The sequence below is a fragment of the Rhodanobacter thiooxydans genome (genome assembly GCF_021545845.1).
Classification (GTDB): domain Bacteria; phylum Pseudomonadota; class Gammaproteobacteria; order Xanthomonadales; family Rhodanobacteraceae; genus Rhodanobacter.
This window is the reverse complement of record NZ_CP088923.1, coordinates 3,151,883-3,178,880: the sequence shown is the minus strand read 5'-3', so window position 1 is coordinate 3,178,880 and position 26,998 is coordinate 3,151,883. Positions and strand designations below refer to the sequence as shown.

Sequence of the window (26,998 nt, the reverse complement as noted above, 5' to 3'; positions counted from 1 at the left end):
CCGCAGGGGGAGCGGTACACGGCGAACGCGGGGGTGTCGGCGGCCCGTGGAGCGACTCCGCATCGCGACAGCTTCGAGGGTGCCACATGCGCAATCTCAAGCGTGCATTCTGGGGGCTCTCGCTTTCCTGGTCCTGCTGTGGCTCGTTGCCGAGCCCACCGTTTTCCGGTCGAGCACTTTTTTCGGCCTGCGCGACGCCATGGTGCAACTGACGGGCTTCGTCGCGATCGGGTGCATGAGCCTGGCGATGGTCCCGGCGCTCCGGCCGCGATGGCCCGAGGCGTGGCTGGGCGGCCTCGACAAGATGTACTGCATGCACAAATGGCTCGGCATCTCCGTGCTGGTCGTCGCCATCATCCACGGGCTGTGGGCGCAAGGGCCGAAATGGGCAGTGGGTTGGGGCTGGCTGGAGCCCCCGGACCATGGCGCGCAGGGTGCGCCGGAGAACCCGATGGCATCCTTGCTGGCGAGCCAGCGCGGCGCCGCGGAGAGCGTGGGCGAATGGGTTTTCTACGCCGTCGTCGTGCTGATCGCGCTGGCCCTGATCCGGCGTTTTCCGTACCACTTGTTCTACAAGACGCACCGCCTGCTTGCCGTGGGCTATCTCGCTCTGGTTTTCCATGCGGTCGTGCTGATGGAGTTCCACCACTGGGCGACGCCGATCGGCTGGCTGGCCGCGGTGTTGCTCGCCTGCGGCAGCTGGGCGGCCATCGTGGTGCTGCTGCGCCGGGTGGGCGCGCGCTCGCAGGTGGCGGGAAGAATCACCGCCCTGCATCTTTTCGCCGGGGTGGATTCGCTCGAGATCGAAACCGAGGTGCAGGGGTGGCCTGGCCACAAGTCAGGGCAGTTCGCCTTCCTCACCGCGGGCGCCGCGGATGGCGCGCATCCCTACACCATCGCGTCCGGTTGGCGGCAAGAGACCTCCAGGATCACCTTCGTGGTCAAGGATCTGGGCGACCACACGCACCGCCTGCACGAGAAGCTTCGCGTCGTCGAGCAGGCGGTGAGGGTCGAGGGGCCCTATGGGTGCTTCACGTTCGATGACGGCTGCGCCCGCCAGATCTGGATCGGCGGCGGCATCGGCATCACGCCTTTCATCGGGCGCATGAAGCACATGGCCTGGCAGAAGGAAGATCGGGATTGGCCCGAAGGCCAGAAGATCGATCTCTTCCACAGCACCGCGGACGTCGATGACGAAGCGCTCGACCGGCTGGCGGGCGACGCCCGCTCCGCCGACGTGCGGCTGCACGTGCTGATCGACGCACGCGACGACCGCCTGACGGGCGAACGCATACGGGCTGTCGTGCCCGAATGGCGCGAGGCGAGTATCTGGTTCTGCGGGCCGGCGGGCTTTGGCGAGGCATTGAAGCATGACCTGGCCAGGCACGGGTTTCCGGTGGAGCGGCGTTTCCACCAGGAGCTCTTCGCGATGCGCTAGGTCGCGCCTGTCGGCGTGCCGGGGCCGGTATCGATGCGGTGGCGCCGGCGGCGTGAGACTGAATTCGATGAACGAGTACCAGCAAAAAGGCCGCCGGGGTTTCCCCCGACGGCCTTTCCTGTTGCTTCACCTCACGGTATTCAGGGACCCGCCTGCGCTCAGGCTTGTGCGGGCAGCACTCTCAACAGTGACGGTGTGCTCGCCGCGCTCGCGCGTGCCTCCATCGAGGCGAGGAAGCGCCATACGAACAGCAGGGTCACCAGCATCAGCCCCGGGTAGCCAATACCCGCCAGCAGATAAGGCAGGGTCGGGTCGCCAGCCACGCGCACGCGCGGCAGGTTGAAGCTGAGCAGGCCGAGCGTGATGATCGTGCCGAACACCCACATCATCAGCAACCAGATGCCGGCTTCGAAGCCGCTCAGCGGGCGACTCCAGCGGGTGGCCGGGTGGACGTCCGCCGGACCGCCGTGCGCATCCATGCCCGCCGGTACGGCCAGGCGACGACCCAGGGTGATCAGGTCGTAGGCCACTACCAGCGCACCTATGGCGAAGACGACGCCGAACAGCGGCAGCAGCAGCTTGAACACGCCCATGGCACGCGCGACGTCGCCGCCGAACCAGTCCAGCCCGAGGATGCGGTAGACGTAGATCTGCACGGTGCCGCCCACGTTGAAGGCGAACGCCATGCCAAGCATGCCCGTCAGCACCAGCCAGAAGCCGAGCTTGCCCAGGCGCTGGTCGTAGTTGGTGACCTTGCGCATGATCGGCACCGCGAAGTAAGCGGCTGCGATACCCAGCATGCCGAAGGTGCCGAACAGGGCCAGGTGCCCATGCCCCGGCGTAACCCAGGTGCCGTGCGACCACACGTTGGTCAGCGCGAAGGTCATGCTGAAGCCCAGGATGCCCGCACCGATCTGCTCCAGCACCACCGAGCCCAGGATGAAGTAGAACGCGGGCGCATTCTCCAGCGGGCGCTTGTTGACGTGCGCGTCGAGGTAGATGTGCCAGAAGCAGAACACCAGCGGCAGCGGCTCCAGCGCGCTGAACACCGAACCCCAGAACTGCCAGAACGCCGGCGTGCCGATCCAGAAATAGTGGTGCGCGTTGCCAATCAGCCCGGACAGCCACACCAGCGCCACGCCCCAGAACACGGCGAAGCCCACCGATTTGACGTCGACCTTGAACATCAGCACCAGCAGGAAGCCGACCAGGGTGATGTGGATGACTTCCCACACGCCCTCGACCCAGTAGTGCACCACGAACCAGCGGAAGTACTCCTGCAGGTCCAGCCGTGCCACGTAGAACAGGCCGAACACCCACACCGCCATCAGCGCGCTGACACCGAGGCCGAGGCCCCAGTGGATCTCGTTCCACTGGCGCACCGGCGGGAACGTGCGCAGCACCACGTAGGCGAGGATCGCGAAGCCGACCAGCACCAGTATGCCGGCGATGCGACCCGCCTCCAGGTACTCAAGCCCCTGCTGCAGCCACGGCTGCCCATGCCACCAGCCGGCAATGCCGACCTGGGCCAGGCGCAGGGTGAAGAAGTTCCATACGACGATCACGATCAAGGCATAGAACAGCAGCTTGATCAGCCACGGCGCGACCATCTCGCGTTTGGCCAGCAGCGGTCCGACGAACAGGATCGCGCCGATGAAGCCGCACAGGATCCACAGGATGCCGAGGTTGAGGTGCTCGGCGCGGGCGACGTTGAAGTTCATCACCCCCGCCAGCACGGTCGGGTCGGTCTGTTGCACCGACAGCAGCAGGCCGTAGCCGACCTGGATGACGAACAGCACCAGCATCAGCATGAAGAAACGCATGCTCAGCCGTTGGGTCTGGAATTCGATCTGCATCACTGCTTCTCCAGGGAGTGGAGGTAGGTCACGATGGCGTTGACTTCATCGTCCTTGAGCAAGGTGCCATAGGCGGGCATCACGCTGGCCGGGTAACCTGCCACGATCTTCGCGTTGGGCTGGAGGATCGATTCGCGCAGGTAGGCGTCGTCGGCGGTGACTGTGCTGCCGTCGGCAAGGCTGACCTTCGAGTTGTACAGGCCACCCCAGCCGGGTCCGACCAGCTTCTTGTCGTCGGCGGCGTGACAGGCCACGCAGCCGTTGTCCTTGACCAGTTGCGCGCCGTGCGCCACGGGATCGGCGGCGGCTGCCGGTGCCGCCGCCGTCGGGGCCGGAGCCGCCTGGGCGGTGGCGACGATGCCGTGCGCAAGCTGCACGCGGTGGTCGAACCCGTCCACTTCCACTTTCGGCGGCCAGCCTTCGGTATTCATCGCCGAGGTGTACTTCAGGTAGGCGATCAGCTGGCCGATCTCGTCCTTGGTCAGCGGCAGGTTCGGCATCATCGTGGTGCCGCCGCCGCGCCGTTCGATGCGCTCGGCGGCGCCCGGGAACTTCTTCAGATAGGCATCGATCGAGTCGGTGCCGGTGTCGGCCGACTGGTTCGGGTCCTGCAACTGCGCGCGTACCGCCGCCGTCGTCGGCCAGCCGCCGGCCGACGGCAGGAATGCCGCCAGCCAGGCGGGCCCGGCGTGCTTGTATTCCTCGGTGAGATCCGGCCCCAGGTAGGCGCCGTTGCCGACCATGGTGTGGCAGCCCATGCAGTTGTAGGCCTGGAACACGCGCTTGCCGTCGGCCGCCTGATAGTGGCCGAAGGAAACCGTGTCCGGGGTTACCTGATTGCGCGACTTCATGAAGGAGAAGATCGACAACACGATGAAGATCAGGGCCAGGATGGCCAACACCAGAAATGCACCCCGGCGCCGGGGCGTCTCGCAACTGCTACCGCCGATTCCGCAGCTCATGAGAGTTTGTCCTTGACGGTGGTGGCGGCCTGCTCCTGGGTGTCGTGCAGGAACAGGATGCGCAGGCTGCCGATGAAGACGTAGAACACGTACACCGCCAGCACGAAGCCGGTGATGAAGTAAATCCACCATGCAAGATGCGATTCGGGCCAATACTCGAAGTTGCGCCAGAATGGCCAGGACAGCAGGGTTGCTGCCACGCAGGCCAGCACCGAAAGCGTCAGATCCGTGATCCGTTGCGTCATGCGATTTCCCCCCAGTGGGTTCGAGCCTCGTCGGATAGCACAGGAATCACCGAAACCCTCCCCGAGGGATTCGCGTGCAAGGCGAGTGAATACTAGGTGTGGCATTTGCGCACAGGCCTGACCCAGGTCAAGCGGACGCGCGATTTCGACGCACCATCGTCGTGCGGGTGTGGCTAATCCTTTGCGTCGTCGCCGAGCTGGAAAATCCGTCGGCGCACGCGCTGTTCCTCGGCCGGGCTGATGAGCCCCTCGTCCAGCAGTTCCTGCAGCACCTGCAGCTGGCGCAGCCGGCGCTGCAGCATGGTTGGCGCCGGGGCCGGCGGCAAGCGGTCCGTCGATACTGCCGCTGGCGCCGGGCGCGCCGGCGTGGGCCCAAGGGCGCATCGGGAACAGGCGGGCAGGCATGTCAGAACGCGGTGTCGAAGCCGAACAGGATGTAGTTCTCGCGGCTCAAGTGGCCGGTGAAGTAGGGACCGGTCGGTTTGGTCTTGTTCTTGAAGTCGAGGTTGACCTCGACGATGCCCTTGACGTTGCGCATGAAGTAGTGGGACGCGGTCAGGCTCAGGCTGTTGATGGCGATGCCTTCGTAGATGGTGTTGGTGCGCGCGAAGTCGCCGGCGCCGGCGTAGTTGTACGGCGCCGAGAAGGCCAGCGCTCGTTGGGAATCCAGTCGAGGCCGGTGAAGCCGCCGTTCCAGCGATAGTCGCGCGTCGGGTCGGCGTGCAGGAAACCGCGCCAGTCGTTCCACAGGTATTGCGCGTACCAGTGCGCGTCGGCGCCGACGTCGCCGGACGCGTCGAGGCCGGCGACGCGCTTGTCGGTATTGCGCCGGCTCTTGTCCATGCCGGCCGGGCCGGCGGCGCCGCGTTGCTTGCCGCGGGCGCCGAAAAGCCCCACGGCCACCGGGCCGATGTCGGTGGCGACATGGGCAAAGGTGGTCTTGGAGTTGTCGTTGTCGAACATCCGGTCCGGGCGCGAGTAGCCGGTGCCGTTGATCTTGAAGTTGTCGGTGATGCCGTTGCCGTTGGTGAAGCCCAGGGTGAGGCCGAACGGTCCGACGTCGCGGTCGAACTGCACGCCGCGGTCGTAGGTGATGCCGGCCATGCAGTACACCATGTAGTCCTGGAACGGCAGGCGGATCTCGCGCGGGAACATCGCGTCGGACAGCGAGAACTGGCCGAGCATCATGCCGCTGCCGAAGAGGTTGGCATGGCGAAACCAGGCATCCTCCACCACGATCTCGCCGTTGCCGCCCTTCTCGGCCATGATCGCGTAGAAGTAATAGCTAATGTCCTTGCTCAGCGGCGCGCTGGACAGCAGTTTGAGCAGGTACGGCGACTGGAAATCTGTCGTCGCGGACTGACGGGCGCCGCTGACCGGATCGATCGCCTTGCCCTGGCGGGCCTGCACGTAAGCCTGGGCGCGGATGGCAAGCGGCACGTGATCGGGCAGCGCGAGCCGGTCGTCGCCGAGCTGGTCGGCGGTTTCCATCCAGTTCGGCAGGCGCATGTTGTTCTTGATGAACAGCTCGCCGAACTTGGTGAGGCGCGGGAAGGCGGAGTGGCAGGCGGCGCAGCTGAGGTTGTAGCGGCGCGCGAACTCGGGCATCGCCGACGCGCTTTGCGTCGGCAGCAGCGCCAGCCAGGCGCCCAGCAGCAGCAACGGCGCGCTGCGCAGGATCGCGCGGAGCAGGTGCCGGCGGCCGGTGTGGTGATGGGACGGTGACGCCGACCTCCCGGCATGGGCGTTACGCACGGGAAGGGGCGGGGAGATGGTCCGTTGCATGGTGAGTCGCTCCCAAAGCTCTGTTGGGGCTGCCGCCTTCGCCTCTGGTCGAATCCACTGTCGCGGCGGATCCAGTCTATGGGCGCCCGGGCTCGCGCGTTTGACCTCGGTGAATTGCGAGGCATGGCGCCGGCCGGCGGATCGCACCGCGACCGCCGTGCCGGCGGCGCGGTCTGCCCGCCGCATCCGGCGGCGTACATCGGCGCGCCAACGGGCATCAGTCGATCTTGATCGGCTCGTGCAACCCGGGCAGTTGGACGGCGACGCTGCGCGCTTCCAGCGCCTCCTGCATCACCCGCATGCCGCGCTCGTACTCGCCGTGCACCAGGAACACCTGGCGCCGCGGCGCGTCGCCCAGCCAGGCCAGCAGCGATGGCTGGTCGGCGTGGGCGGAGAAGCCGTTGATGGTCCATACCTGCGCGCGCACCGGGATTTCCTCGTTGAACACGCGCACGCTGGCGGCGCCATCGATGATCCGCCGCGCCAGCGTGCCTTCCGCGGCGTAGCCGACGAACACCACGCTGCTGCGTTCGCGCCACAGGTTGTGCTTGAGGTGGTGGCGCACGCGGCCGCCGTTGCACATGCCCGAGCCGGCCAGGATGACCGCGCCGCCGTCGATGTTGTTGATCGCCATCGACTCGGCCGTCTCGCGGGTGAAGTGCAGGCCGGGCATGGCGAACGGGTCGCCGTGCCGCAGTTCGTCCAGAAATCGCTCGTCGAAGCTTTCCGGATGGCGGCGGAAGATCTCGGTGGCGGAAATCGCCATCGGCGAATCGAGGAACACCCGCACGTGCTGCGGGATCGCGCCATCGAGGATGCCGCGATGCAGGTAGTAGAGGATTTCCTGGGTACGCTCCAGCGCGAAGGTGGGGATCACCACGTTGCCGCGGCGATTTACCGTTTCGCGGATCGCCTGGTACATCTCGTCGACCGAATCGGGCACCGAGCGGTGCGGACGGTCGCCGTAGGTGCTTTCCATCACCACGTAGTCGGCCGGCGGCGCGGGCGTCGGGTCGCGCAGCAGCGGGCGGCCCGGGTTGCCCAGGTCGCCGGAGAACAGCATGCGGCGACGCTGCTTGCCGTCATCCAGCTCGAGCAGGACGGAAGCCGAGCCGAGGATGTGGCCGGCGTCGAGGAAGCGTGCGCTGATGCCCTCGACGACTTGCACGGTCTCGTCGTAGCCGATGTCGGCGCCGAAGAAGTCCAGCGCGTGCAGCGCGTCGTCCAGCGTGTACAGCGGTAGCGCCACCGCCTCGCTGCGGCGGTTGTTGCGTTGCGCGCGGCGCGCATCCTCTTCCTGCAGGCCGGCGGCGTCCAGCATCACCACCCGCGCCAGCTCGCGGGTGGCGGCGGTGGTCAGGATGCGGCCACGAAAACCCTGACGCACCAGCAGCGGGATCCTGCCGCAGTGATCGAGGTGGGCATGGGTGAGCAGCAGCACGTCGATGCCGGCCGGATCGAAGCCGAACGGCTCGGCGTTGGCGCGCTCGACCTCGTCGCTGCCTTGGAACATGCCGCAGTCGACCAGCACGCGGCGGTCGTTGCAGGTGATCAGGTGGCAGGAGCCGGTGACCTGTTTCGCGGCGCCGTGGCAGCTGTAGATGATCATGCGTTCCTCGATGGTGCGGGTGGTGGCCGTGCGCCCGGCCGGCGGCAGACCCTGGCAGGGTACCCCGGCCGCCGGGTTGATCGTCGTCAATTCTGGGCTCCCGCCGACTGTGCCGTGGTGTGTCTCGTGCCGACGTACTGCCATGCAAAGGTAGCGACAGGCTTCCCCGGCACGCGTGGCGTCGCCGTGAGCACAGTGGTTTTCCATCACGATTCGGGCGTTGTGCAGGGGTTCTTGCGCTTCTCGCGAGTCGCCGCGCTGCTCATCTTCGCGGTGGCGCTGATCGCGCTGGCCAGGTGGTGGAACTGGCCGCTGCTGACCACGGCGTGGCCGGACCAGGCTGCGATGACGGCGAGCGCGGCGATCGGCTTCGTATTGTCCGACATCTCGCCGCTGGCCGGCGGAGGCGCCGATGCGCGGTGGTTGCGCCTCGGCCGTGGGCTGTAGCTGGCGGCACGCCTGCTCGATGCGTTTCGCGGCTTCGCGTGGCCCGCCGCCGCCGGCGAAGGCGCCGAGGATCCGATCCGGCGCTCGGACGCCGCGCTGCACGAAGCCAGGCACGCAGGGCGCGACCGGGCGGCGCTTGTGCTGCCGGGGGCAGCCCGCCCGGCAGCCTGATGCGTACCGCCGCGGGTTCTTAAGACCCGCGTAAGCCGCCCCGGTTGCAATGCCGTCCAAGGCAATCCTGCCGATACCGGAGACGCAACATGAAACGCACCGTCATTGCACCGCTGTTCCTCGCCGCCGCCGCGCTGTCGGCGTCTGCCTTCGCCGCCCCGCAATGCACCAATGCGCCGCGTGCGCAATGGCTGACCGAAGCGGCGATGAAGCAGAAAGTGCTCGACCAGGGCTACACCATCAAGGAGTTCCAGGTCTCGGGCAACTGCTACGAGATCTACGGCAAGAACAAGGCCGGCAAGAACGTGGAGATCTACTTCGACCCCACCGACGGCCGCATCGTCAAGCAGAAGGGCGGCTGATCGAGCACCCGAGCGAGGACAGGCCCATGAACGCCACGGTCAAGGTATGGGATCCGCTGGTACGCGTGTTTCACTGGTCGCTGGCGGGCTTGTTCCTCGCCAATTTTTTCACCGATGGCGGCGAGCTGGTCCATCGCGGGATCGGCTACGCCGTGCTGGCCCTGCTCGGCGTGCGCTTCGCTTGGGGCTGGGTCGGCACGCGGCATGCACGCTTCAGCGACTGGGTGCCCGGCCCGCGCCGCGTGCGCGATTACCTGCGCGAACGCCTGGCCGGACGCTCGCGGCGGCAGCTGGGGCACAACCCGGCGGCGGCGGTGATGATCCTGGCCCTGCTCGCCGGCGTGCTGCTGGTCGGTGTCAGCGGCTGGCTGCAGACCACCGACACGTTCTTCGGTGCCGGCTGGCTGGAGGAACTGCACGAGCTGCTGGCCTACGGCGTGCTGGGGCTGGTGGTGCTGCACGCGCTGGCGGCGGTGGGCGAGAGCGTCCATTACAGCGAGAACCTGGTCGCCGCGATGATCCACGGTCGCAAGCGCGCGCTGGAGCACGATGATGGCGGCGATGCAGGCGTGCGATGAATTGCCTCAGGACCGGCGGGCGCGCGGGTTGCTGACTAGAATCGGGCCATGCGCATCCTGCTAGCCGAGGACGACCGAGCACTGGGGCAGGCGCTGGCCGACGGCCTGCGCCAGCTCGGCTATGCGGTGGACTGGATCACCGACGGCCAGCAGGCCGCCGCCGCGCTGACCGACACCTCGTACGCTGCCGCGGTGCTGGACTGGAACCTGCCGCGCAGCAGCGGGCCGGCCATCATCGCCGGCATGCGCAGGTGCCGCGACGCCACCCCGGTGCTGCTGTTGACCGCCCGCGACGAACTCGCCGACCGCGTCGCCGGGCTGGATGCCGGCGCCGACGACTACGTGGTCAAGCCGGTGCACCTGGACGAACTGGCCGCCCGCCTGCGCGCCCTGCTGCGCCGTGCCGACGGCCAGATCGAGCCGGCGATACGCCTGGGGTCGCTGGAAGTCACCCCGGCCGCCCGCAGCGCCACGCTGGCCGGGGCGGCGCTGGAGCTGACCGCGCGCGAGTACGCGCTGCTGGAGATGCTGGTGCGGCGCCCCGGGCGCGCCTATTCGCGCGAGCAGCTGGAGGACGCGCTGTACGGCTGGGATCGCGAGGTGGCCAGCAACGCGGTGGAGGTGCACATCCATCATCTGCGTCACAAGCTGGGGCCGGGCTGGATCCGCACCCTGCGCGGCATCGGCTATGCGATCAACCCGCCCGCCGGCCAGCCCGCATGATGCGCCCCTCGCTCAACCGGCGGCTGGTGCTGCGGCTGGTGGCCGGCATCGTGCTGGTGTGGTGCGCCGCCGCCGGCTGGCTGGCCTGGCGCAGCCTGCACGAGGTCGACGAGATCTTCGACCAGATGCTGGTGCGCAGTGCGGCCAGCGTGCTGGCGGTGATGCCGGCCGCACCGCTGTCGGGTGTCGCGGCGCAGCTGCCGGATCGGCCGGTGCTGGACTCCGACGCCACCGCGCATCGGCCCGCCATCACCGTGCGCGATGCGCGTGGCCGGCTGCTGGCAGGCAGCACCGAGCTGCCCGCGCTGGAGTTCGATCCGGGCGGCGCGCACCTGCACACGGTCACCCATGCGCAGCGGCGCTGGCGGGTGTTCCAGCGCTGGGATGCGCAGCAGAAGTACTGGATCCAGGTCGGCGCGCCGCTGGACGAGCGCGACGAGCTGATGCGCAAGCTGCTGGCGCCGGCGCTGCTGTCCCTGCTGGCGTTGCTGGTGCTGGTGCCGCCGATGGTGTTCGCCGGCTTGCGCAGCGGGCTGAAACCGCTGCGCCAGCTGACCCGGCGGCTATCCGCCGACACCCACGCGGCAGGCGTCTCGCTCACCGATGCGCGGGTGCCGGTCGAGCTGGCGCCGCTCACCGAGGCGATCGACCGGCTGGTGGCGCGACTCGAACGCAGCCTCGAGCACGAGCGCCGCTTCACCGCCGACGCGGCGCATGAACTGCGCCACCCGCTGGCGGCGCTGCGGCTGGAGCTGGACCTGGCCGGGCACGATGAGGATGCGGCGGCCCGCGCGCGGCACCTGCAGCGCGCGCAGGATGCGCTGGACCGCATGCAGCGGCTGGTGGCCCAGCTGCTGATGCTGGCGCGGGTCGAGAAGCTGACCGAGCTGGACGACGCCGGTCCGCTGCGTCTGGCGAGCGTGGCCGAAGCCGCCTTGCGCGACGCCAGCGAGCGCGCGGCGGCGCGCTCCATCGAGTTGTCGCTGGATCACGACGGCAACGACTTCGTGCTGGGCAGCCGCAGCCTGCTTGGCATCCTGGTGCAGAATCTGCTGGACAACGCGTTGCGCCATGCGTCCGCGCACGGCCAGGTGAATGTGCGCGTCGGTGGCCGCGACGAGCGGGTGAGCCTGGAGATCAACGACAGCGGCGCCGGTTTTGCGGCGGACGACATGGCGCGGCTGGGCGAGCGCTTCCACCGCCCCGAGGGCAGCGTGGGCGAGGGCAGCGGGCTGGGCCTGTCGATCGCCCAGGCGATCGCCCACCTGCACCACGGCGAGCTGGCGTTCGGTCGTTCCGCGCTCGGCGGCGCGCGGGTCAGCCTCAGCCTGCCGCGCGTCGCGACCGACGCGCCGCATGCGCCTGTTTACGCGTGAGCCTGCGCAGGCCACGCCGCCATCGCTACGGCTCGCCGGCAACTCATGGCTGGCCCTGGAAATGCTCCCGGAACGGCTGGCGGAACCGCTGGTGGCAGCCCAGGCAGGCGCCCTGCAGGTTGGCGAACGCCGCGATCGCCGAAGCGCCGTCCTGCCGTTGCGCGGCCTGCGCCAGCTGCTGCGCGGCGTCGTGGGACTGGCGGTCGTAGTCGCGGAAGTGGCCGGCGTCCTTGCCCATGAAGGCGAGGATGCGCAGCTTCTCCGCCAGCGGCGGCTGCGGGTGGTCGGCGATGCGCGTTGCGCGTTGCGCCACCGCGGGCCAGTCTTCGCGCGCGATACCGTCGGTGGCACCCTGCATGTCCTTGCCCAGGTCCCGCATGATCGCGGTCAGCGCCAGCGGCGTGGCCTGATCCGGCGGATTCGCTGCGCTGGCCGGCAGCAGCAGCACGCTGCCGGCCAGGATCTTGGCCAGGGCCATGGCGGCGCGTTGCGTCGTGGTGCGTGGCGTGAAAGACATGGGCGATCTCCTCTGGGGCTGGGTGTTGACGGGTGTCTGCATGGCAAGCTGGCCGTGCGATCCGCACTGCACGCCGGTTCTCGCGGCAGGGTGCGGCAAGCGGGCGACCCGCGCCGCTGCCGGCGAAAAGGCGGCAGCGTTCGTGGCGCTCAGGCCGGCGGCTCGCCGCCGTAGAACGCATGCATGGTGGCCACGGCTTGTTCGGCGTTTTCGACCACGCTGAACAGTTCGGCGTCGCGGGCGTCGAGCATCCCCTGTTCGAGCAGGAACTCCAGGTCGCAGGCGCGACGCCAGAAGGCGCTGCCGACCAGCACGATCGGCAGGCGTGGCATCTTGCCGGTTTGCACCAGGGTCAGTACTTCGAACAACTCGTCCAGCGTACCGAACCCGCCGGGAAAGGCGACGAGCGCCTTCGCGCGCATCATGAAGTGCATTTTGCGCACGGCGAAATAATGGAAGCGGAAGGCCAGCTCCGGGGTGATCCAGCTGTTGGGCCGCTGTTGGTGCGGCAGCGTGATATTGAGCCCGATCGAGCGCGCGCCCGCCTCATGGGCGCCGCGATTGGCGGCTTCCATGATGCCTGGCCCGCCGCCGGTCACCACCACGAAATCGCGGCGACCCTCGCGCTGGAAGCGACTTGAGACGATTTCCGCGAAGCGGCGTGCTTCCTCGTAGTAGCGGGCGCTGGCCAGCCGGCACCGTGCGGCGGCGAGTTCGCGCGCCAGCCCCGGCTCGTCGGGATCGGCCTGCGCGCGAGCCGCGAGCCGCACCACGTCGGCCTGGGCCTGCTCCGGCGAACAGGTTCGTGCGCTGCCGAGCACCACGACGGTCGAGCGGATGGCGTGTTCGTGCAGGGCGATTTCGGGTTTGAGCAGTTCCAGTTGCAGGCGCACGCCGCGCAGTTCGTCGCTGGCGAGGAACTCGATGTCCTCCTGCGCCAGCCGGTAGGCCTCGCCGTGCACGATTGCCTGCTCCCGCCGCTTGCTCTCGTCGGTGCCGTTCATGCCGGAACTCCGAGCTTGCCGCCATGCCAGTGCACCTGTTGGCCCGCCGTGGGAACGGTCACGTTCCAGCCGGGACGCGCACGCAGCCCGTCGGCCAGCGCTTGTGCCGCCGTCTCTTCGCCATGCACCACGAAGGTCTGCGCCGGCGCTCGCGCGAAGCCGGCGGTCCAGGCCAGCAGCGCCTTCCGGTCGGCGTGCGCGGACAGCCCGCCGACGGTGTGGATCGAGGCGCGCACCGGGATGTCCTCGCCGAAGATCCGCACCTGGCTGGCGCCATCCACCAGCCGCCGGCCCAGCGTGCCTTGGGCCTGGAAGCCGGTGATCAGCACGCTGCATTCAGCGCGCCCGAGGTTGTGCCGCAGGTGATGCTTGATGCGGCCGGCGGTGCACATGCCGCTGGCGGAGATGATGATGGCGCCGGAACGGATCTGGTTGAGCGCGATCGATTCCTCCACGCTGGCGGTGAATTTGAGGTAGGGCAGATCCTTGCCGAGCGCGTGCCAGTCGGCGAGGCGGGTGGCGTTCTCGTCGAACAGATCCAGGTGTCGCTGCGTGATCCGGGTGGCCTCGGTGGCCATCGGCGAATCGACGAAGATCCGCAGGTCGCGCAGCCTTCCTTCCCGGCTCAACTGGTGCAGGTGGTACAGCACCTCCTGGGTACGGCCCACCGCGAAGGCCGGCACGATCACGTTGCCGCGGGAAAGGGTGCGTTCGACCACCTCGATCAGCTCATCCCGTGTCGCGGCAAGGTCCTGGTGCAGGCGGTTGCCGTAGGTCGATTCGACGAACAGGATGTCCGCCTCGGTGATCGGCGTCGGGTCGCGCAGGATCGCCCGGCCGGGTTGCCCGAGATCACCGCTGAACACCAGCTTGGTGGTGCGCTCGCCTTCGCTGACCCAGACCTCGATGATCGCCGAACCCAGGATGTGGCCGGCGCCGCGGAAGCGGCAGCTGACGTCCGCGTGTGGCTGCAACTCGCGCCCGTAGCCGTGGGGCTGTACCTGGCGCAGACACGCGTCGGCGTCGTGCAAGGTGTACAGCGGCGTGGTCGCTACCTGCGCGTCGCGTGACCTGGCGGCGCTGCGTTGCGCACGCAGCGCGTCCATTTCCTGGATGTGGGCGCTGTCCGGCAGCATCACCTGCAGCAGGTCGGCGGTGGCCGCGGTGGCGTGGATCGCGCCGCGGAAGCCGGCGCGGGTCAGTTTCGGCAGCAGGCCGCTGTGGTCGATATGCGCATGCGTCAGCAGCACGAAGTCGATCTCCCGCGGATCGAATCCGAACGGTTGCTGGTTGCGCTGAGCGGCTTCGCGCCCGCCCTGGAACATGCCGCAGTCGACCAGAAAGCTTGTCGTTGAGGTCTCCACCAGAAAGCATGAGCCGGTGACTTCGCGGGCGGCACCGAGAAAAGTGATCTGCATGGGGGTCTCCAGGTCGGTTCAGTCGCGCAGGCGGAATGGGCGGCTGCCGGGCAGGAAGGGCAGGGTGGACAGCGCCGCCTCGATGTGGATGCACGGCCCGTGGTCGAGTGGGTCAGGGTTGCGTGGCATGCGTGGATTCCCGGGTGGCGTCGGGCAGTCCGTGGCCGGCCGGCGCGCTGGCCGTCAGCGGCTGCCAGTCCGGATCGGCGAAGTAGCGGGGGTACAACTCGAGGGCGTCGAGCAGTTGCGGCAGTCCGTCGGCGGCGAGCACGCGGCCGAGCAGCAGGTTCAGGTTGGCGTCCATGCCGTTGCCGCGAGGGGGATGGTCGACGATGACGGCCACGCTGTCTTCGATCGACGCGGTGGCGGCGCGCGATTGCCGTACCGACAGCGGGCCGTCGGCCTGCGCCTGCTGCATCCAGAGCGCGACCGCGCGGATGCGCCGCATGCCTTCGCGCAGCGCGGCATCGGCAGGCCATCGCTGGCCGCGGTCGAGCTGGAGCTGACGCTGGGCGGCGGCGCGGGGGCGGTGCGTGTCCCCGGCCGCGGCGTGCGCGCTGGACGGCGGCGCTCCGGCCAACGCCGCAACCAGCAGGAACACGAGCAGGGCCCATCGCGGGCATCCGGAATGGATGCGCCGCGGCGCCGTGCCGGCCCGGCGCGCGCCGGCGGCGCGCGGGCCATGTCCGCGCAGGGGTTGCCGCGGCAGCCCTTCACCCACGGCGTGGCTCCTCGTGTCGTGCCGGCGGCTGCGGCCCGGCTACGCCCTTGCCGCGCGCATCGGCGGTGGCGGCGGAATCCCAGCCGCCGCCCAGCGCCTTGAACAGCGCCACCAGGTCGATCGCGGCAGCGGTATGCGTGCGCACGTAGCCGTCTTCGGCGTCGCGCAGCACGCGCTCTTCGGCCAGCAGCTCGGTCAGCGCGATGTCGCCGGCGGCGTAGCGCGTCTGCGCGTGGACGTAGCTGCGCCGCGCGGCGTCGAGTGCGGCCTGCTGGCGTCGCACCGCGTCCAGGTCCAACTGGTAGTCGCTCAGTGCGCGCTCCGCATCGCCCAGCGCCGCCAGCACGGCCTTCTCGTAGGCGAACGCGGCCTGCTGCTCGCGTGCCTCGCTGGCGCGGATCTCCGCGCGTACGCGGCCGCCATCGAACACGCGCCAGGAGATCAGCGGCACGATCGAGAACCGCTGGCTGGCCGAGTCGAACAGCTGGCTCGCATCCAGTGCCTGGAAGCCGCCGCTGGCGCCGATCGACAGCTTCGGGAACAGCTCCGCCGTCGCCACGCCGATGTCGGCGTTGCGTGCCGCCAGGCGTCGCTCGGCCGCACGCACGTCCGGCCGGCGACGCAGGATGTCGGCACGTTGGCCGACCGGGATCGGCGCCAGCGTGATCTCCGCGGCGGTCGTGTCGAGCAGGGCCAGCTCGCGCTCGGGCGGCGCGCCCAGCAACACGCCCAGGCCCAGTGCCGCGGCACGCAGGCGCGCCTGGATGGCAGGCAGGCCGGCAGCGGCGGCGTCCAGCCGCGCCTGCGCGGCATCGACATCCGCTTGCGCCGCGTCACCTGCGTCGAAGCGTTTGCCGACGAGGTCGGCCGTTTGCGCGAGCGCCTGCACCGAGGCTTCGCGTGCGGCCAGTTCGCGTTGCGCGCCGCGCAGGCTGAGATAACTGCGCGCCACTTCGGCGGCGACGCTGATGCGCACGCCCGCGGCATCTTCCTGCGTGGCCTGCATGCTGGCCTCGGCACCTTGTACGGCGCGCCGGGTGCCGCCGAACAGGTCGATTTCCCAGCCGGCGTCGAAGCCGGCGTCATGGATGGTCTGGTCCCGTGCCAGTCCGGGAATGGAGCCGATCGGCAGCGGACCGTTCTTGCTCTGCCGGCGTCGGGTCACGCTGCCGCTGACGCCGACGGAGGGCGCGTAGCCGCCGGCGGCGCGATCGCGCAGGGCACGCTCCTCGGCGATACGCGCCTGCGCCTGGCGCACGTCGAGGTTGTCCGACAACGCGGCGGCGACCAGCCGCTCCAGCGTCGGATCGCCCAGCGAGGTCCACCAGGTCGACAGGGCGGCTGGCGCCTGCGCGGCGGTGTCCGGCTGCGTCCAGCCGCTGCCGGTGTCGACCTTCGGCGGCTCGCGGTAGTCGGGGCCTGCCGCGCACGCGCCGAGCAGCAGCGTGCCCAGCGCGACGGCCGCCACGCGTGGCACACGGCAGCGGCGATTCGATGAGCGGGTCATGGCAACTCCTTCATGCATGGCTTGGGGCGGTCACTGCAGGCGACTGCGTACCAGCAGCGTGGCCAGGGTCAGCGTCACCAGCGCGATCACGGCCAGTGGCCAGAGGTTGGCGAGGACGTCCATCGCCGGCATCGTCTTGAGGAAGGTGCCTTCGACGATGACCAGGAAGTGGGTGAGCGGAATCGCCTGCGCCATCCATTGCAGCGCCACCGGCATGTTTTCCACCGGCGTGGCGAAGCCGGACATCAGCACCGCCGGCACGCCGATGGCGAAGGCGCCGAGGATGGCCTGCTGCTGCGTCGCGCTGACCGCGGAAATCATCAGCCCGATGCCGACCACCGACAGGATGAACAGCAGCAGGCTCGCCAGCAGCAGGCCAAACGAGCCGGTAAAGGGGATGCCGAACAGGAACACGCCCGCGCTGATCATGAACAGGCCCAGCAGGGTGCCGATCGCCAGCGCCGGCAGCGATTTGGAAATGATGATTTCCGGCGTCGAGGTGGGCGACACCAGCAATTGGTCGAAGGTGCCCAGCTCGCGTTCGCGTGCGATCGACAGCGAGGTGATCAGCAGCGCGCTGAACAGCGCCAGGATGCCGGTCAGGCCGGGCACGATGAACCAGCGATAGACCAGGTTCGGGTTGAACCAGTGGCGCACGACCACCGGGTTCGGCGCCTGCGCGCCCGGCACGACCAAGGCGCCGACCTCGGCGGCAATGGTCGAGAGATAGGCGACGGTGATCTGGCCGGAGTTGCTGCGCCGGCCATCGACCAGCACCTGCGCGCGGCCGCTGCCTCCGGCGGCGATCACCCGCGAGAAATCCGCCGGAATGGCCAGCGCCGCGATGACCTCGCCGCGGTCGATCAGTTGGCGCAGCTGCCGCTCGCTGTCCACGTGCCGGACGCGGGTGATGAAATGGGCGCTGTCCAGCCGCTGCACCAGCTCGTACGACCAGCGACCCGCGTCCTGGTTGTACACGGCGATATCGACGTTGCGCACCTCGAGCGTGGCGGCGAACGCAAAGACCAGCAGCTGCAGGATCGGCGGCACGAACACCACCATGCGACTGCGCGGGTCGCGCAGGATGCTCAGGACTTCCTTGACGAACTGCGCGCGCAGGCGGGTGAAGCTGAGCAGGGAGCCGGACATGGGCGCTACTCCAGGTTCTTGCGCGTGGCGCGCTTGGCCAGCACGAAGAACACCGCGCCGATGGCCGTCATCGCCAGCAGGTTGGGCACGAATACCGCCCAGATGTCGCCGGCCAGGAACACCGTCTTCAGCGATTCGACGAAATAGCGCGCCGGGATCAGCCTCGTTATGGCGCGGATCGGCGCCGGCATGGCGTCGATCTCGTATAAAAAACCCGACAGCATGAAGGCCGGCAGGAAGCCGGTGAACAGTGCTATCTGTGCTGCCAGGAACTGGTTGCGTGCCAACGACGAGATCAGCAGGCCCTGACCCAGCGCTGGCACCATGAACACCGCCGACAACAGCAGCAATGCCGCCAGTGAGCCGTGCAGCGGCACGCCGAACACGAACACGGCCAGCGCCGCGGCGCCCAGCGTGGACAGCATGCCGAGCACGAAATAGGGCAGCAGCTTGCCGATCAGGATCTCGGCCACCGAGGCGGGCGTGGAGAGCACCGCCTCCATCGTGCCGCGCTCCCATTCGCGTGCCACCACCAGCGCGGTGAGCATGGTGCCGATGATGGTCATGACGATGGCGATGGCGCCAGGGATCAGCGCGCGGCGGCTCTCCAGTTCGGGGTTGAACCAGTAGCGCGGCTCCAGCACCACGGCCTGCACGGGCGATGCGGCGCCGAGCCCGGCGCGCCAGGTCTGCACCACGCCGCGGGCGTAGTTCTCGACGTAGTTGGCGGTATTGGGGTAGGAGCCGTCGGTGATGATCTGCACCAGCGGCTCGCTGCCGCGCCGGGCCAGGCGCTGCTCGAAATCCTGCGGGATCACCACGTAGCCGCGCAGGTCGCCGGAGACCAGCTGGTCGGCTACTTCGCGCCGGTCCTGCACGACGCGCGCATCGAGGAAACGGGTGCCGGTGAAAGCGGCGGCCAGGGACTGGGCGGACGCGCCGGGCGATTCCAGCACCACACCGATGCGGACCTCCTTGGCATCCAGCGACACCGCATAGGCAAACAGGAACAGCAGCACCACCGGCAACACGAACGCGATCAGCAGCGTCGACGGGTCGCGCAGGGCCTGGTGGCTTTCCTTGGCCACCAGCGCCATCAGGCGGTGCAGGTCGAAACGACGCAACCCGGCCGGCATCGCGCCATTCCGGTCGTTGCGCTTTGCGGCGGCGTTCATGCGGCAGCCTCCGCTTCGCGCTCGGTGGATTCCACCAGGTGGATGAAGGCGTCCTCCATGGTCGGATCGGGCCGTTGTGGGCTGGCGGCCATGCGCTTGAGCGCATCGGGCGTGTCCAGCGCGATCAGTCGCGCCTGCGAGAGCATGGCGACCCGATCGCAGTATTCGGCCTCGTCCATGAAGTGGGTGGTGACCATGATGGTCACGCCCTTGCGCGCCAGCCCGTTGATGTGGGTCCAGAACTCGCGCCGGGTGATCGGGTCCACGCCCGAGGTGGGTTCGTCCAGGAACAGCACGGGCGGCCTGTGCATGAGGGAGCAGGCCAGTGCCAGGCGCTGCTTGTGCCCGAGCGGAAGGGAATCGGGCGTGGCGGGCAACCAGTCGCCCAGGTCGAAGGTCGCGATCATCTCCTCGATGCGCTCGCGTCGCGTGTTGCCTTCCAGTTGATAAACCCCGGCCGAGAACTCCAGGTTCTGCCGCACCGAGAGCAGGCCGTAGAGTGAGAACTTCTGCGCCATGTAGCCCAGCTGGCTCTTGGCCGCGCCGGTGGCGCGGCGCAGGTCGAGGCCCACCACATGCGCCTCGCCCGCGGTCGGCTTGAGCAGGCCGCAGAGCATCTTGAAAGTGGTCGACTTGCCGGCGCCGTTGGGGCCGAGCAGGCCGAAGATTTCGCCCTTGTGCACTTCGAAGCTGACGCTGTCGGTCGCGGTGAAGGCACCGAAGCGCTTGGTGAGATTGCGGCAGGACACGGCAATGTCGGAGCCCAGTTCGACCGGCGGCAGGCGTTCGGCCAGGGTCGAGGTGCCACCGGGGCCGCCGCCGAGCAGGTCGATGAAGGCGTCCTCGAAGCGTGCCGGCACCGGCGCCAGCTCTACCCGCGCCCGATCGGCCAGCGACTGGATCTGCTCCGTGCCGGCGCCCGCGCGCAGCACCACGCGCACGCCGGCGCCCTGGATCACGCCATCGCTCACGCTGGGTAGGTCGAGCGCTTCGGTCAGCACCGCCCGGCGCTCGGCGCCGACGTTTTCGAGGCGGAAGCTGCGGCCTTCGAGCTGCGCAGTGAGTTGCTGCGGCGGGCCATCGAACAGCAGCTGCCCCTGATTCAGCAGCAGCACGCTCGCGCAGCGCTCGGCCTCGTCCAGATAGGCGGTCGACCAGACCACGGCCATGCCCTCGTCGGTCAGCGCCTGCACCATGCGCCACAGGTCCTGGCGGCTAACCGGGTCGACGCCCACCCCAGGCTCGTCCAGCAGCAGCACCTTGGGCCGCGCCATCAACGCACAGGCCAGGCCGAGCTTCTGCTTCATGCCGCCGGAGAGCTTGCCGGCCAGGCGTTTGGTGAAGGGTCCGAGCCGGGTGAAGTCGAGCAGCTCGGCGAACAGCTCGGCGTTGCGCTCCGCGTCCATGCCGCGCAACTGCGCGTACAGGTGCATGTTCTCCATCACCGACAGGTCTTCGTACAGGCCGAAGCGCTGCGGCATGTAGCCGCTGGCGACGTGGATGGCGTCGTTGTCCTTGACCACGTCGAAGCCGGCCAGGGTGACGCTGCCGGCATGGGGTACGAGCAGCCCGGTCATGATCCGCATCAGCGTGGTCTTGCCGGCGCCGTCGGGGCCGACCAGGCCAGTGAGGCGGCCATAGCGGATCGTTGCACTGAGCTCGCGCAGCGCGCGGACCTCGCCGAAGCGCTTGCCGACATGGTCGAGCACCACGGCAGCGCTGTCGCCATGCTCGCGCGAAGCGTCGCTGGCTGGCTGCGGGCTCATCTCAGCTTCCACGCGCGGGTTTGCCGGCCGCACCGGCAGTGTCGACGTCGACCGTCACCGGCATGCCCTGGCGCAGACCCTGGTCGGCGTCGGACACCACCACGCGCAGGCGGTAGACCAGGTCGGTTCGCAGGTCGGTAGTCTCCACCGTCTTCGGCGTGAATTCCGCGCGCGGCGAGATGAAGCCGATCTGGCCGTGATAGACGGTGGTGGAGGAATCGGTATGGATGCGTACCTTGGTGCCCGGTGCGATGCGGCCCAGCTCCGCTTCGTCGACATACGCCCGCAGGTACACCGGATCGCGCAGGCTCAGGCTGTACACCGGCGTGCTGTTCGCCACCATGCTGCCCGGTTCGCGCACGCGGGCGATCACGATGCCGTCGCTGGGAGCGATCAGCGTCGTGTCGGCCACCGCGGTGCGCGCCTGGGTCAGCGCGGCCTCGGCCGCGGCAACGCGCGCCTGGCCGGCGGCGATGTCCTCGCGGCGGAAGCCGGCGGTGGCCAGCGACAGCGATGCCTGCGCCGCGGCCAGGTTGGCGGCGGACTGGTCGCGGGCGGCGCGCGCGGCGTCGACCAGGCGCTGACTGCTGGCGCCCGATGCGAGCAGGGTGTTCTGGCGCTCGAAGTTGCGCGCGGCCTCGTTGGCGCTTGCCTGCGCCTGGCGCACCTGCTCGCGGGCCTGGGCGATTTCCTGCGGGCGGTTGCCGCTGTGCAGCTTGTCCAGCTGCGCCTGCGCCGCCTGGAGCTCGGCTTCGGCCGCCGCTAGCTTCTCGCGGTACGGTGTGGCGTCGAGCTGCGCCATGACTGCGCCGGTGGTGACGGCGTCGCCTTCGTCGAACGCCATGTGGGTCAGGCGGCCGGGCTGGCGAAAGGCCAGCTCCACCTCGCGGATGTCGACGTTGCCGTACAGGCGCAACGCATTTTGGTCGCCATGGTCGTGCAACCGCCAGAACGCCAGTGCGCCACCGATGGCGATCACGACGACGGCGATCACGATCCAGCGGGTCTTTCCAGTGGGGGGGGCGGCATTTTCATCGCGACGGGGTTCCGCTTGAGAGGGGAGTGTTCAGTGCGCGGGCGCCGCCGGCGCAGCGGTTGCTGCCAGGCGCCGGGCCAGGATCGCGATGCCCATCCACACCATCGTGCGCAGGGTCATGGCGATCGGCGTGCGGTGCTCCCAGGCGCCACCCAGAGCCACATGCATGGCGAAGGCGAGGAACACGAGCGCCGTGGCGACGGCGATGGCCAGCGCCAGCCGTGCCGCCCAGCGCCGACGCAGCCACAGCCCGATGCCAGCGATGACGTAGGCGAACCCAGCCAGGAAATTGAACCAGACCACGAACGGCACGTAGTGGCCGGCGGCGTGGCGCGCGGCGCCGTCGACAAACAGCACCGCGCCGCCTTCCCGGAGGGTCAGCAGGCCGAAGCCGATGGCGAACAGGGACATCAGCCAGGTCCAAACGCTGCGTTGCGGGTGAGCGGTCATCTTCATGGTCCTCGGTTCGTCGGGGTGTCCCGGCGGCAGGATGGAAAGCGCTTCATGCGGCACGCGCGATGCCGCGCCGGTAGATCGCAAACGCGCCCGCCGCTTCCTGGCGCATGTGGCGGGTATCGCCGGCCAGCAGCGCCTGCATAACCAGGCCCTGGATGCTGCCGATGAACAGCGTGGCCGCCGCGGTCGGGTCCAGCTGCGGGTCCAGTTCGCCGGCAGCCTTGCCCTCCTCGATCAACGTGCGCAGGCGCTCGCCGTAGCGACGGATCATGGTCTGCACCATCCGCTTGGCGGCGGTGTTCTCGGCCCGCTGCAGCTCGCCGAACAGCATGCGCGGCACGCCGGCGTGCTCGGCGACGAACGCGATATGCGCCATGAACATCGCCTCCAGCGCGGCCAGCGGGCCGGGAGCGTCGCGTGCCGCGCGCTCGACCCGCGCCAGCAGATGGTCGGCCACCCATTCCATCACCGCCTGCCAGATCGCGTCCTTGCTCGGGAAATGGCGGAACAGGGCGCCCTGGGTCAGCTTCATCGAGGTGGCGATCGCCGCGGTGGTGATCTCGCTGGGGTTCTGCTCGGCCGCCAGTTTGATGACCGCCTCGATGGTGACCGCGCGGCGTTCGTCCGCAGGCAGGTGTTTGCGCTGGATGTCCATGGTCATGACTCGGTAAGTAAGTAATTAATTACTAGCTTACGCAGATCGCAGCCGTTGTCAACAGAAGTGACGCGGCTTTTCAGTGGTCGGTTTCTAGCGGGTCACGCTGCCGCTGCGGTCCGCATGCTCGTGCAGCGCGGCGAGCCGGGCGGCCTGGATGGGCGCGATGGCGAGCGGAATCGCTCCGGCGGCGCGCCGCGGCCGCTTCAGCGCGCCGCGGCTTTCCGTGCCGTTCCGCGCGCCGTGCGGCGCAGCAGTTCCAGCCAGACGACGGCGACGGCCAGCATGCCGATGGTGGCGAGCAGCGCGAGTGCGCCCGGTACCGCCAACCCCATAACGCCGCGCAGGAACGGCAGCCCGACCACGGCCGCCAGCATCAGCGCCACGGCGCCGAACATCCGCGGCAGCCAGGGATTGCGCGCCGGCAGGCGGGCCAGCGCCGGACGGGACAGGTCGCGGTTGGCCAGGGTCAGCAGGAACAGGCCGAGCACGAGCGCGATGAACACCGCGCTGCGGCTTTGCGCGGCATCCAGGCCTTGACCGAGCAGCAGGCCGTAGCCGAGTAGCAGGATGGCGGCAAAGCCCAGTCCCTGGATTACTGCATGGCGCAGGTTGGCGGCGGCGAACGGCGAGTCCGACGGCGCGCGCGGCGGCCGCCGCATGATGTCGTCGGCGGCGGGGTCGGCCTCGTACACCACCGAGCAGGCCGGGTCGATCAGTAGCTCCAGCAGCACGATGTGCACTGGCATCAGCAGCACCGGCCAGTGCAGCAGGGTGGGCACCAGCGCCAGCGCGATGATCGGCATGTGCACGGCGAACACGAAGCGGGTGGCCTTGGTGATGTTGTCGTAGATGCGCCGGCCCTGGCGGATCGCGCTGACGATGCTGGCGAAGCTGTCGTCCAGCAGCACCAGCGCGGCCGCCTCGCGCGCCACGTCGGTGCCGCGCTCGCCCATCGCCACGCCGACGTCGGCGGCCTTCAGCGCAGGCGCGTCGTTGACGCCGTCGCCGGTCATCGCCACCACCTCGCCGTCCTCGCGCAGCAGTTGCACCAAGCGCAGCTTCTGCTCGGGCTTGAGCCGCGCGCACAGGTCGACATGGCGCAGCCGTTCGCGCAGCGCGGCGTCATCCAGTGCGGTCATCTCCGCGCCGGTGATCACCTCGGCACGTTCGCTCAAGCCCACCTGGCGGGCGATCGCCCGCGCCGTGGCAGGGTGGTCGCCGGTCATCATGATGACGCGCACGCCGGCGCCGCGGCACTCGGCGATCGCCGCCGGCACCTCCGGTCGCGGCGGGTCGACGAAACCGACCAGGCCGAGGAAGCGGAAGTCGAAGTCGTGCTGGCTGCGCGGCCACGCCGCGCCCTGCCACTCGCCACGAGCCACGCCGAGCACGCGCAGACCGCGTTCGGCCATCGCCTCCACCTGGCGTAGGATCGCCGCTGCCTCGGCATCGGGCAGGTGGCACAGGTCGATCACCGCCTCCGGCGCACCCTTGGTGGCCAGCAGGTGCGCATGGCGCGCGTCGCCACGGAACACATGGGTCATCGCCAGGATGTCCGGCGACAGCGCGTACTCGAACTCGGGCGCCCACTCGGCGTGCACGTGCTCGGTGTCGGTGAGCCAGTGCAGGCCGAACTGCTGGATCGCCTTCTCCATCGGGTCGAACGGGTCGGCCGGCGTGGCCAGCATGGCGAACTCGACCAGTTCGTGGAACGGCTCGGGCAATTCGGTAGCGCCTTCGCCGTGCGCGCTGTCGTCGGTCAGGCGCAGCTCGGCCACCTGCATGCGATTCTGCGTCAGCGTGCCGGTCTTGTCGGCCGCCAGCACCGAGATGGCGCCCAGCGCCTCCACCGCCGGCACGCGGCGGGTCAGCACCTTGTGCTTCGAGATCCGCCACGCGCCCAGCGCGAGGAACACGGTGAGGATCACCGGAATCTCCTCCGGCAGGATCGCCATGGTCAGCGCGATGCCGGCCAGTACGCTCTCGAGCAGGCCATGGCCGTCCCATAACCAGCCGAGCAGTGCGTAGGCTGTGGCCAGCAGCAGGCCGCCGACGGTAAGGTTGCGGATCAGACGGCGCGAGGCCAGTTGCAGGCCGGACACCGGCTCGACCGTATCGGCCAGCGCCTGGCCGATGCGGCCGACCGCGGTGGCGCCGGCGATGGCATGAACCTCGGCGACGCCGACGCCCTTGGTCACCACGGTGCTGGCGAACAGCTGTCCGGCCTCCTCGCCTGCCAGCTTGGTGACCGGCACCGCCTCGCCGGTGAGCAGCGACTCGTTGACGTCCAGGTGGCCGTCCAGCAGCACGGCATCGGCGGCGATGCGATCGCCTTCGTGCAGCACCAGCAGGTCGCCGACCACCACCTCGCGGCCGGGTACGCGGATCTCCTCGCCGCCGCGGACTACCAGCGCGCGCGGTGCGGACAGCTCGCGCAGCGACTCCAGCGCGCGCTGGGTCTTGTACTCCTGCGCCAGCGTGATGCCGATGACCACGAATACGAACGACAGCAGGAACGCCGCCTCGGCGCGGTCGCCCAGCGCCAGGTACAGGCCGCCGGCCACCAGCAGCATCAGGAACATCGGCTCCAGCAGCACGCCGGCGACCATCGACCAAAGCGTGCGCGGCGCGCTGCCCGGCAGCAGGTTTGGTCCGTGTTCGGCCAGCCGGCGCGCGGCCTCGACCGGCTCCAGCCCGGCCAGGCTGGCGGGCTGGGGCGAGCGGATGGTGCTCACGCGTGTGCCTGCAGCCCGCGTCGGGCGAGGTGCGATGGGCGGGGGTGCGTCAGCGCCAAACCAGCACCGGCACGTCGCCGTTGAGGATCACCTTGTGCGTCTCGCTGCCCAGCAGCAGGCGGTCGAAACCGCGCCAGCCGTGCGAGGCCATCACGATCAGGTCGCACTGCTGCTTGCGGGCAGCGCCGACGATGGCCGAGTAGGGGCGTGCATCGATCTCGTGGCTGCCATCGCTGGGAACGCCGGCGGCCTGCGCACGTTGGTGCACGTCGGCCAGATAATGTTCGGCGTTGGTGATGGCCTCGCGGGTGTAGTTCGGCTCGTTGGCCACGACGAACTCGGCAAAGTAGACCGAGGCGGGGAACGGCGCGATGACGTGGAACGCGTACACGCTGGCGCCCAGCTTGGCGGCCAGTTCGATGCCGGCGTCGACCGCACGCAGGGATAGTTCGGAACCGTCGGTGGGCAGCAGGATATGCTTGAACATGGTGAACTCCTCTTGCGCGGGGTGATCAGCGGCAGGTGTAGCCGCCGTCGATGACCAGCTCGCTGCCGGTCACGAATTTCGATTCGTCGGAAGCCAGATACACCACGCCCCAGGCGATGTCGTCCGGCTCGCCCAGGTGGCCCAGCGGATGCAGCGCGCCGGTATCGCGGCGGTGCTGCTCGGAGTCGCCGCCCATCGCAGCCAGGTGCTGTTCCACCATCGGCGTGCGGATGAAGCCGGGGTGCACCGAGTTGACCCGGATGCGGTCGGCCGCATAAAGCATGGCGTCGGTCTTGCTCATCAGCCGCACCGCTCCCTTGGACGCATGGTAGGGCGGCGAATCGGCCGCGCCGACCAGCCCGTAGATCGACGACAGGTTGATGATGCTGCCGCCGCCGGCAGCGCGCAACGGCGCGATGGCGTGCTTGGTGCAGAAGAACACGCCCTTCACGTTGATCGACTGCACCCGGTCCCATTCGGCCTCGGTGAGTTCGTGGGTCGGCTTGTTCGCGCCGGCGATGCCGGCATTGTTGACGAGGACGTCCAGCCGTCCAAACGCGGCCACGGTGCCAGCCACCGCCGCGGCCACCTCGGCTTCCACCGAGACGTCGGCATGGAAGTAGCGCGCATCGGCGCCGAACTCCGCCGCCAGCCGTTGCCCCGGTTCGTCGTGCAGGTCGACCAGGGCCACCCGCGCACCCGCCTCCAGCAGCCGCCGCGCGCAGGCAGCCCCGATACCCACGGCGGCGCCGGTCACCAGTGCCACTTTGCCGCTCAATCTGTCCATGGCCGTGTCTCCTCGGGAATCGAACCCTAG

The 26,998-nt window shown here is 69.2% G+C and carries 27 protein-coding genes; 6 read left to right on the top strand and 21 right to left on the bottom strand.

Annotated features, from left to right (window positions below):
- The first annotated feature begins 46 nt into the window (after positions 1-46).
- Positions 47-1,438, top strand: a complete 1,392-nt coding sequence (locus LRK53_RS14505) for a ferredoxin reductase family protein (RefSeq protein ID WP_235642347.1) — start codon at positions 47-49, stop codon at positions 1,436-1,438.
- A gap of 158 nt (positions 1,439-1,596) precedes the next feature.
- Here the strand turns inward: LRK53_RS14505 and LRK53_RS14500 are convergent, their stop codons facing one another.
- The 7 genes from LRK53_RS14500 to LRK53_RS14480 form a co-directional block, all read right to left on the bottom strand.
- The gene (locus LRK53_RS14500) at positions 1,597-3,294 is read right to left on the bottom strand and encodes a cbb3-type cytochrome c oxidase subunit I (protein ID WP_027491928.1); all 1,698 of its coding nucleotides are present in this window, start codon (positions 3,292-3,294) and stop codon (positions 1,597-1,599) included.
- Entirely contained in the window at positions 3,294-4,196 is a 903-nt protein-coding gene (locus LRK53_RS14495; RefSeq protein WP_235642346.1) for a c-type cytochrome, read from the bottom strand. The genes LRK53_RS14500 and LRK53_RS14495 overlap by 1 nt, the downstream gene beginning before the upstream one ends.
- Positions 4,197-4,252: 56 nt before the next feature.
- The gene (locus tag LRK53_RS14490) at positions 4,253-4,501 is read right to left on the bottom strand and encodes a hypothetical protein (protein WP_027491930.1); all 249 of its coding nucleotides are present in this window, start codon (positions 4,499-4,501) and stop codon (positions 4,253-4,255) included.
- Positions 4,502-4,674: 173 nt separating this feature from the next.
- On the bottom strand, positions 4,675-4,803 hold the full coding sequence (locus LRK53_RS19255; protein ID WP_255324830.1) for a hypothetical protein: 129 nt from the start codon (positions 4,801-4,803) through the stop codon (positions 4,675-4,677).
- A gap of 104 nt (positions 4,804-4,907) precedes the next feature.
- A complete protein-coding gene (locus LRK53_RS19250) occupies positions 4,908-5,039 on the bottom strand; it encodes a hypothetical protein (protein ID WP_255324831.1) in 132 nt (43 codons plus the stop codon).
- A gap of 23 nt (positions 5,040-5,062) precedes the next feature.
- Positions 5,063-6,286 carry a hypothetical protein gene (locus tag LRK53_RS14485; protein WP_221174178.1) on the bottom strand — a complete coding sequence of 408 codons (1,224 nt, stop codon included), beginning with the start codon at positions 6,284-6,286 and terminating at the stop codon, positions 5,063-5,065.
- A gap of 217 nt (positions 6,287-6,503) precedes the next feature.
- Positions 6,504-7,985, bottom strand: coding sequence for an MBL fold metallo-hydrolase (locus LRK53_RS14480; protein WP_235642345.1), 1,482 nt, complete (start codon positions 7,983-7,985; stop codon positions 6,504-6,506).
- 144 nt (positions 7,986-8,129) lie between these two features.
- On the opposite strand from LRK53_RS14480, the gene LRK53_RS14475 reads away from it, so the two are divergent.
- From LRK53_RS14475 to LRK53_RS14455, 5 genes are all read left to right on the top strand, one after another.
- Entirely contained in the window at positions 8,130-8,342 is a 213-nt protein-coding gene (locus LRK53_RS14475; protein ID WP_027491933.1) for a hypothetical protein, read from the top strand.
- Positions 8,343-8,602: 260 nt separating this feature from the next.
- The gene (locus LRK53_RS14470) at positions 8,603-8,875 is read left to right on the top strand and encodes a PepSY domain-containing protein (RefSeq protein ID WP_027491934.1); all 273 of its coding nucleotides are present in this window, start codon (positions 8,603-8,605) and stop codon (positions 8,873-8,875) included.
- A 26-nt stretch (positions 8,876-8,901) separates the two neighbouring features.
- Positions 8,902-9,453, top strand: coding sequence for a cytochrome b/b6 domain-containing protein (locus LRK53_RS14465; protein WP_037089150.1), 552 nt, complete (start codon positions 8,902-8,904; stop codon positions 9,451-9,453).
- Between the two features lie 48 nt (positions 9,454-9,501).
- Entirely contained in the window at positions 9,502-10,176 is a 675-nt protein-coding gene (locus LRK53_RS14460) for a response regulator transcription factor (RefSeq protein WP_027491935.1), read from the top strand.
- On the top strand, positions 10,173-11,552 hold the full coding sequence (locus LRK53_RS14455; protein WP_027491936.1) for an ATP-binding protein: 1,380 nt from the start codon (positions 10,173-10,175) through the stop codon (positions 11,550-11,552). Before LRK53_RS14460 ends, LRK53_RS14455 begins: the two co-directional genes overlap by 4 nt.
- A 43-nt stretch (positions 11,553-11,595) precedes the next feature.
- Here the strand turns inward: LRK53_RS14455 and LRK53_RS14450 are convergent, their stop codons facing one another.
- The 14 genes from LRK53_RS14450 to LRK53_RS14385 form a co-directional block, all read right to left on the bottom strand.
- The gene (locus LRK53_RS14450) at positions 11,596-12,069 is read right to left on the bottom strand and encodes a cytochrome c (protein WP_037089152.1); all 474 of its coding nucleotides are present in this window, start codon (positions 12,067-12,069) and stop codon (positions 11,596-11,598) included.
- A gap of 149 nt (positions 12,070-12,218) precedes the next feature.
- Positions 12,219-13,073, bottom strand: coding sequence for an LOG family protein (locus LRK53_RS14445; RefSeq protein ID WP_027491938.1), 855 nt, complete (start codon positions 13,071-13,073; stop codon positions 12,219-12,221).
- Positions 13,070-14,491, bottom strand: a complete 1,422-nt coding sequence (locus LRK53_RS14440) for an MBL fold metallo-hydrolase RNA specificity domain-containing protein (RefSeq protein ID WP_027491939.1) — start codon at positions 14,489-14,491, stop codon at positions 13,070-13,072. Before LRK53_RS14440 ends, LRK53_RS14445 begins: the two co-directional genes overlap by 4 nt.
- 112 nt (positions 14,492-14,603) lie before the next feature.
- On the bottom strand, positions 14,604-15,212 hold the full coding sequence (locus tag LRK53_RS14435) for a hypothetical protein (RefSeq protein ID WP_027491940.1): 609 nt from the start codon (positions 15,210-15,212) through the stop codon (positions 14,604-14,606).
- Positions 15,205-16,719, bottom strand: a complete 1,515-nt coding sequence (locus tag LRK53_RS14430) for an efflux transporter outer membrane subunit (protein ID WP_027491941.1) — start codon at positions 16,717-16,719, stop codon at positions 15,205-15,207. Before LRK53_RS14430 ends, LRK53_RS14435 begins: the two co-directional genes overlap by 8 nt.
- Positions 16,720-16,749: 30 nt before the next feature.
- Entirely contained in the window at positions 16,750-17,868 is a 1,119-nt protein-coding gene (locus tag LRK53_RS14425; RefSeq protein WP_027491942.1) for an ABC transporter permease, read from the bottom strand.
- Positions 17,869-17,873: 5 nt separating this feature from the next.
- Positions 17,874-19,043, bottom strand: coding sequence for an ABC transporter permease (locus LRK53_RS14420; RefSeq protein ID WP_235642344.1), 1,170 nt, complete (start codon positions 19,041-19,043; stop codon positions 17,874-17,876).
- Positions 19,040-20,809 carry an ATP-binding cassette domain-containing protein gene (locus tag LRK53_RS14415; RefSeq protein WP_027491944.1) on the bottom strand — a complete coding sequence of 590 codons (1,770 nt, stop codon included), beginning with the start codon at positions 20,807-20,809 and terminating at the stop codon, positions 19,040-19,042. The genes LRK53_RS14420 and LRK53_RS14415 overlap by 4 nt, the downstream gene beginning before the upstream one ends.
- Position 20,810: 1 nt before the next feature.
- Positions 20,811-21,806, bottom strand: coding sequence for a secretion protein HlyD (gene hlyD / locus LRK53_RS14410; protein ID WP_185754588.1), 996 nt, complete (start codon positions 21,804-21,806; stop codon positions 20,811-20,813).
- Between the two features lie 69 nt (positions 21,807-21,875).
- On the bottom strand, positions 21,876-22,301 hold the full coding sequence (locus LRK53_RS14405) for a hypothetical protein (protein WP_081666555.1): 426 nt from the start codon (positions 22,299-22,301) through the stop codon (positions 21,876-21,878).
- A gap of 46 nt (positions 22,302-22,347) precedes the next feature.
- Positions 22,348-22,956, bottom strand: a complete 609-nt coding sequence (locus tag LRK53_RS14400; protein WP_235642343.1) for a TetR/AcrR family transcriptional regulator — start codon at positions 22,954-22,956, stop codon at positions 22,348-22,350.
- Between the two features lie 206 nt (positions 22,957-23,162).
- Positions 23,163-25,694 (bottom strand): cation-translocating P-type ATPase, encoded by a 2,532-nt coding sequence (locus LRK53_RS14395; protein WP_027491947.1) that lies wholly within the window; start codon positions 25,692-25,694, stop codon positions 23,163-23,165.
- A gap of 49 nt (positions 25,695-25,743) precedes the next feature.
- Positions 25,744-26,181: a universal stress protein gene (locus tag LRK53_RS14390; RefSeq protein WP_027491948.1), complete on the bottom strand. Its 438-nt coding sequence runs from the start codon at positions 26,179-26,181 to the stop codon at positions 25,744-25,746.
- Between the two features lie 25 nt (positions 26,182-26,206).
- Entirely contained in the window at positions 26,207-26,968 is a 762-nt protein-coding gene (locus tag LRK53_RS14385; protein WP_027491949.1) for a glucose 1-dehydrogenase, read from the bottom strand.
- Positions 26,969-26,998: the final 30 nt, after the last annotated feature.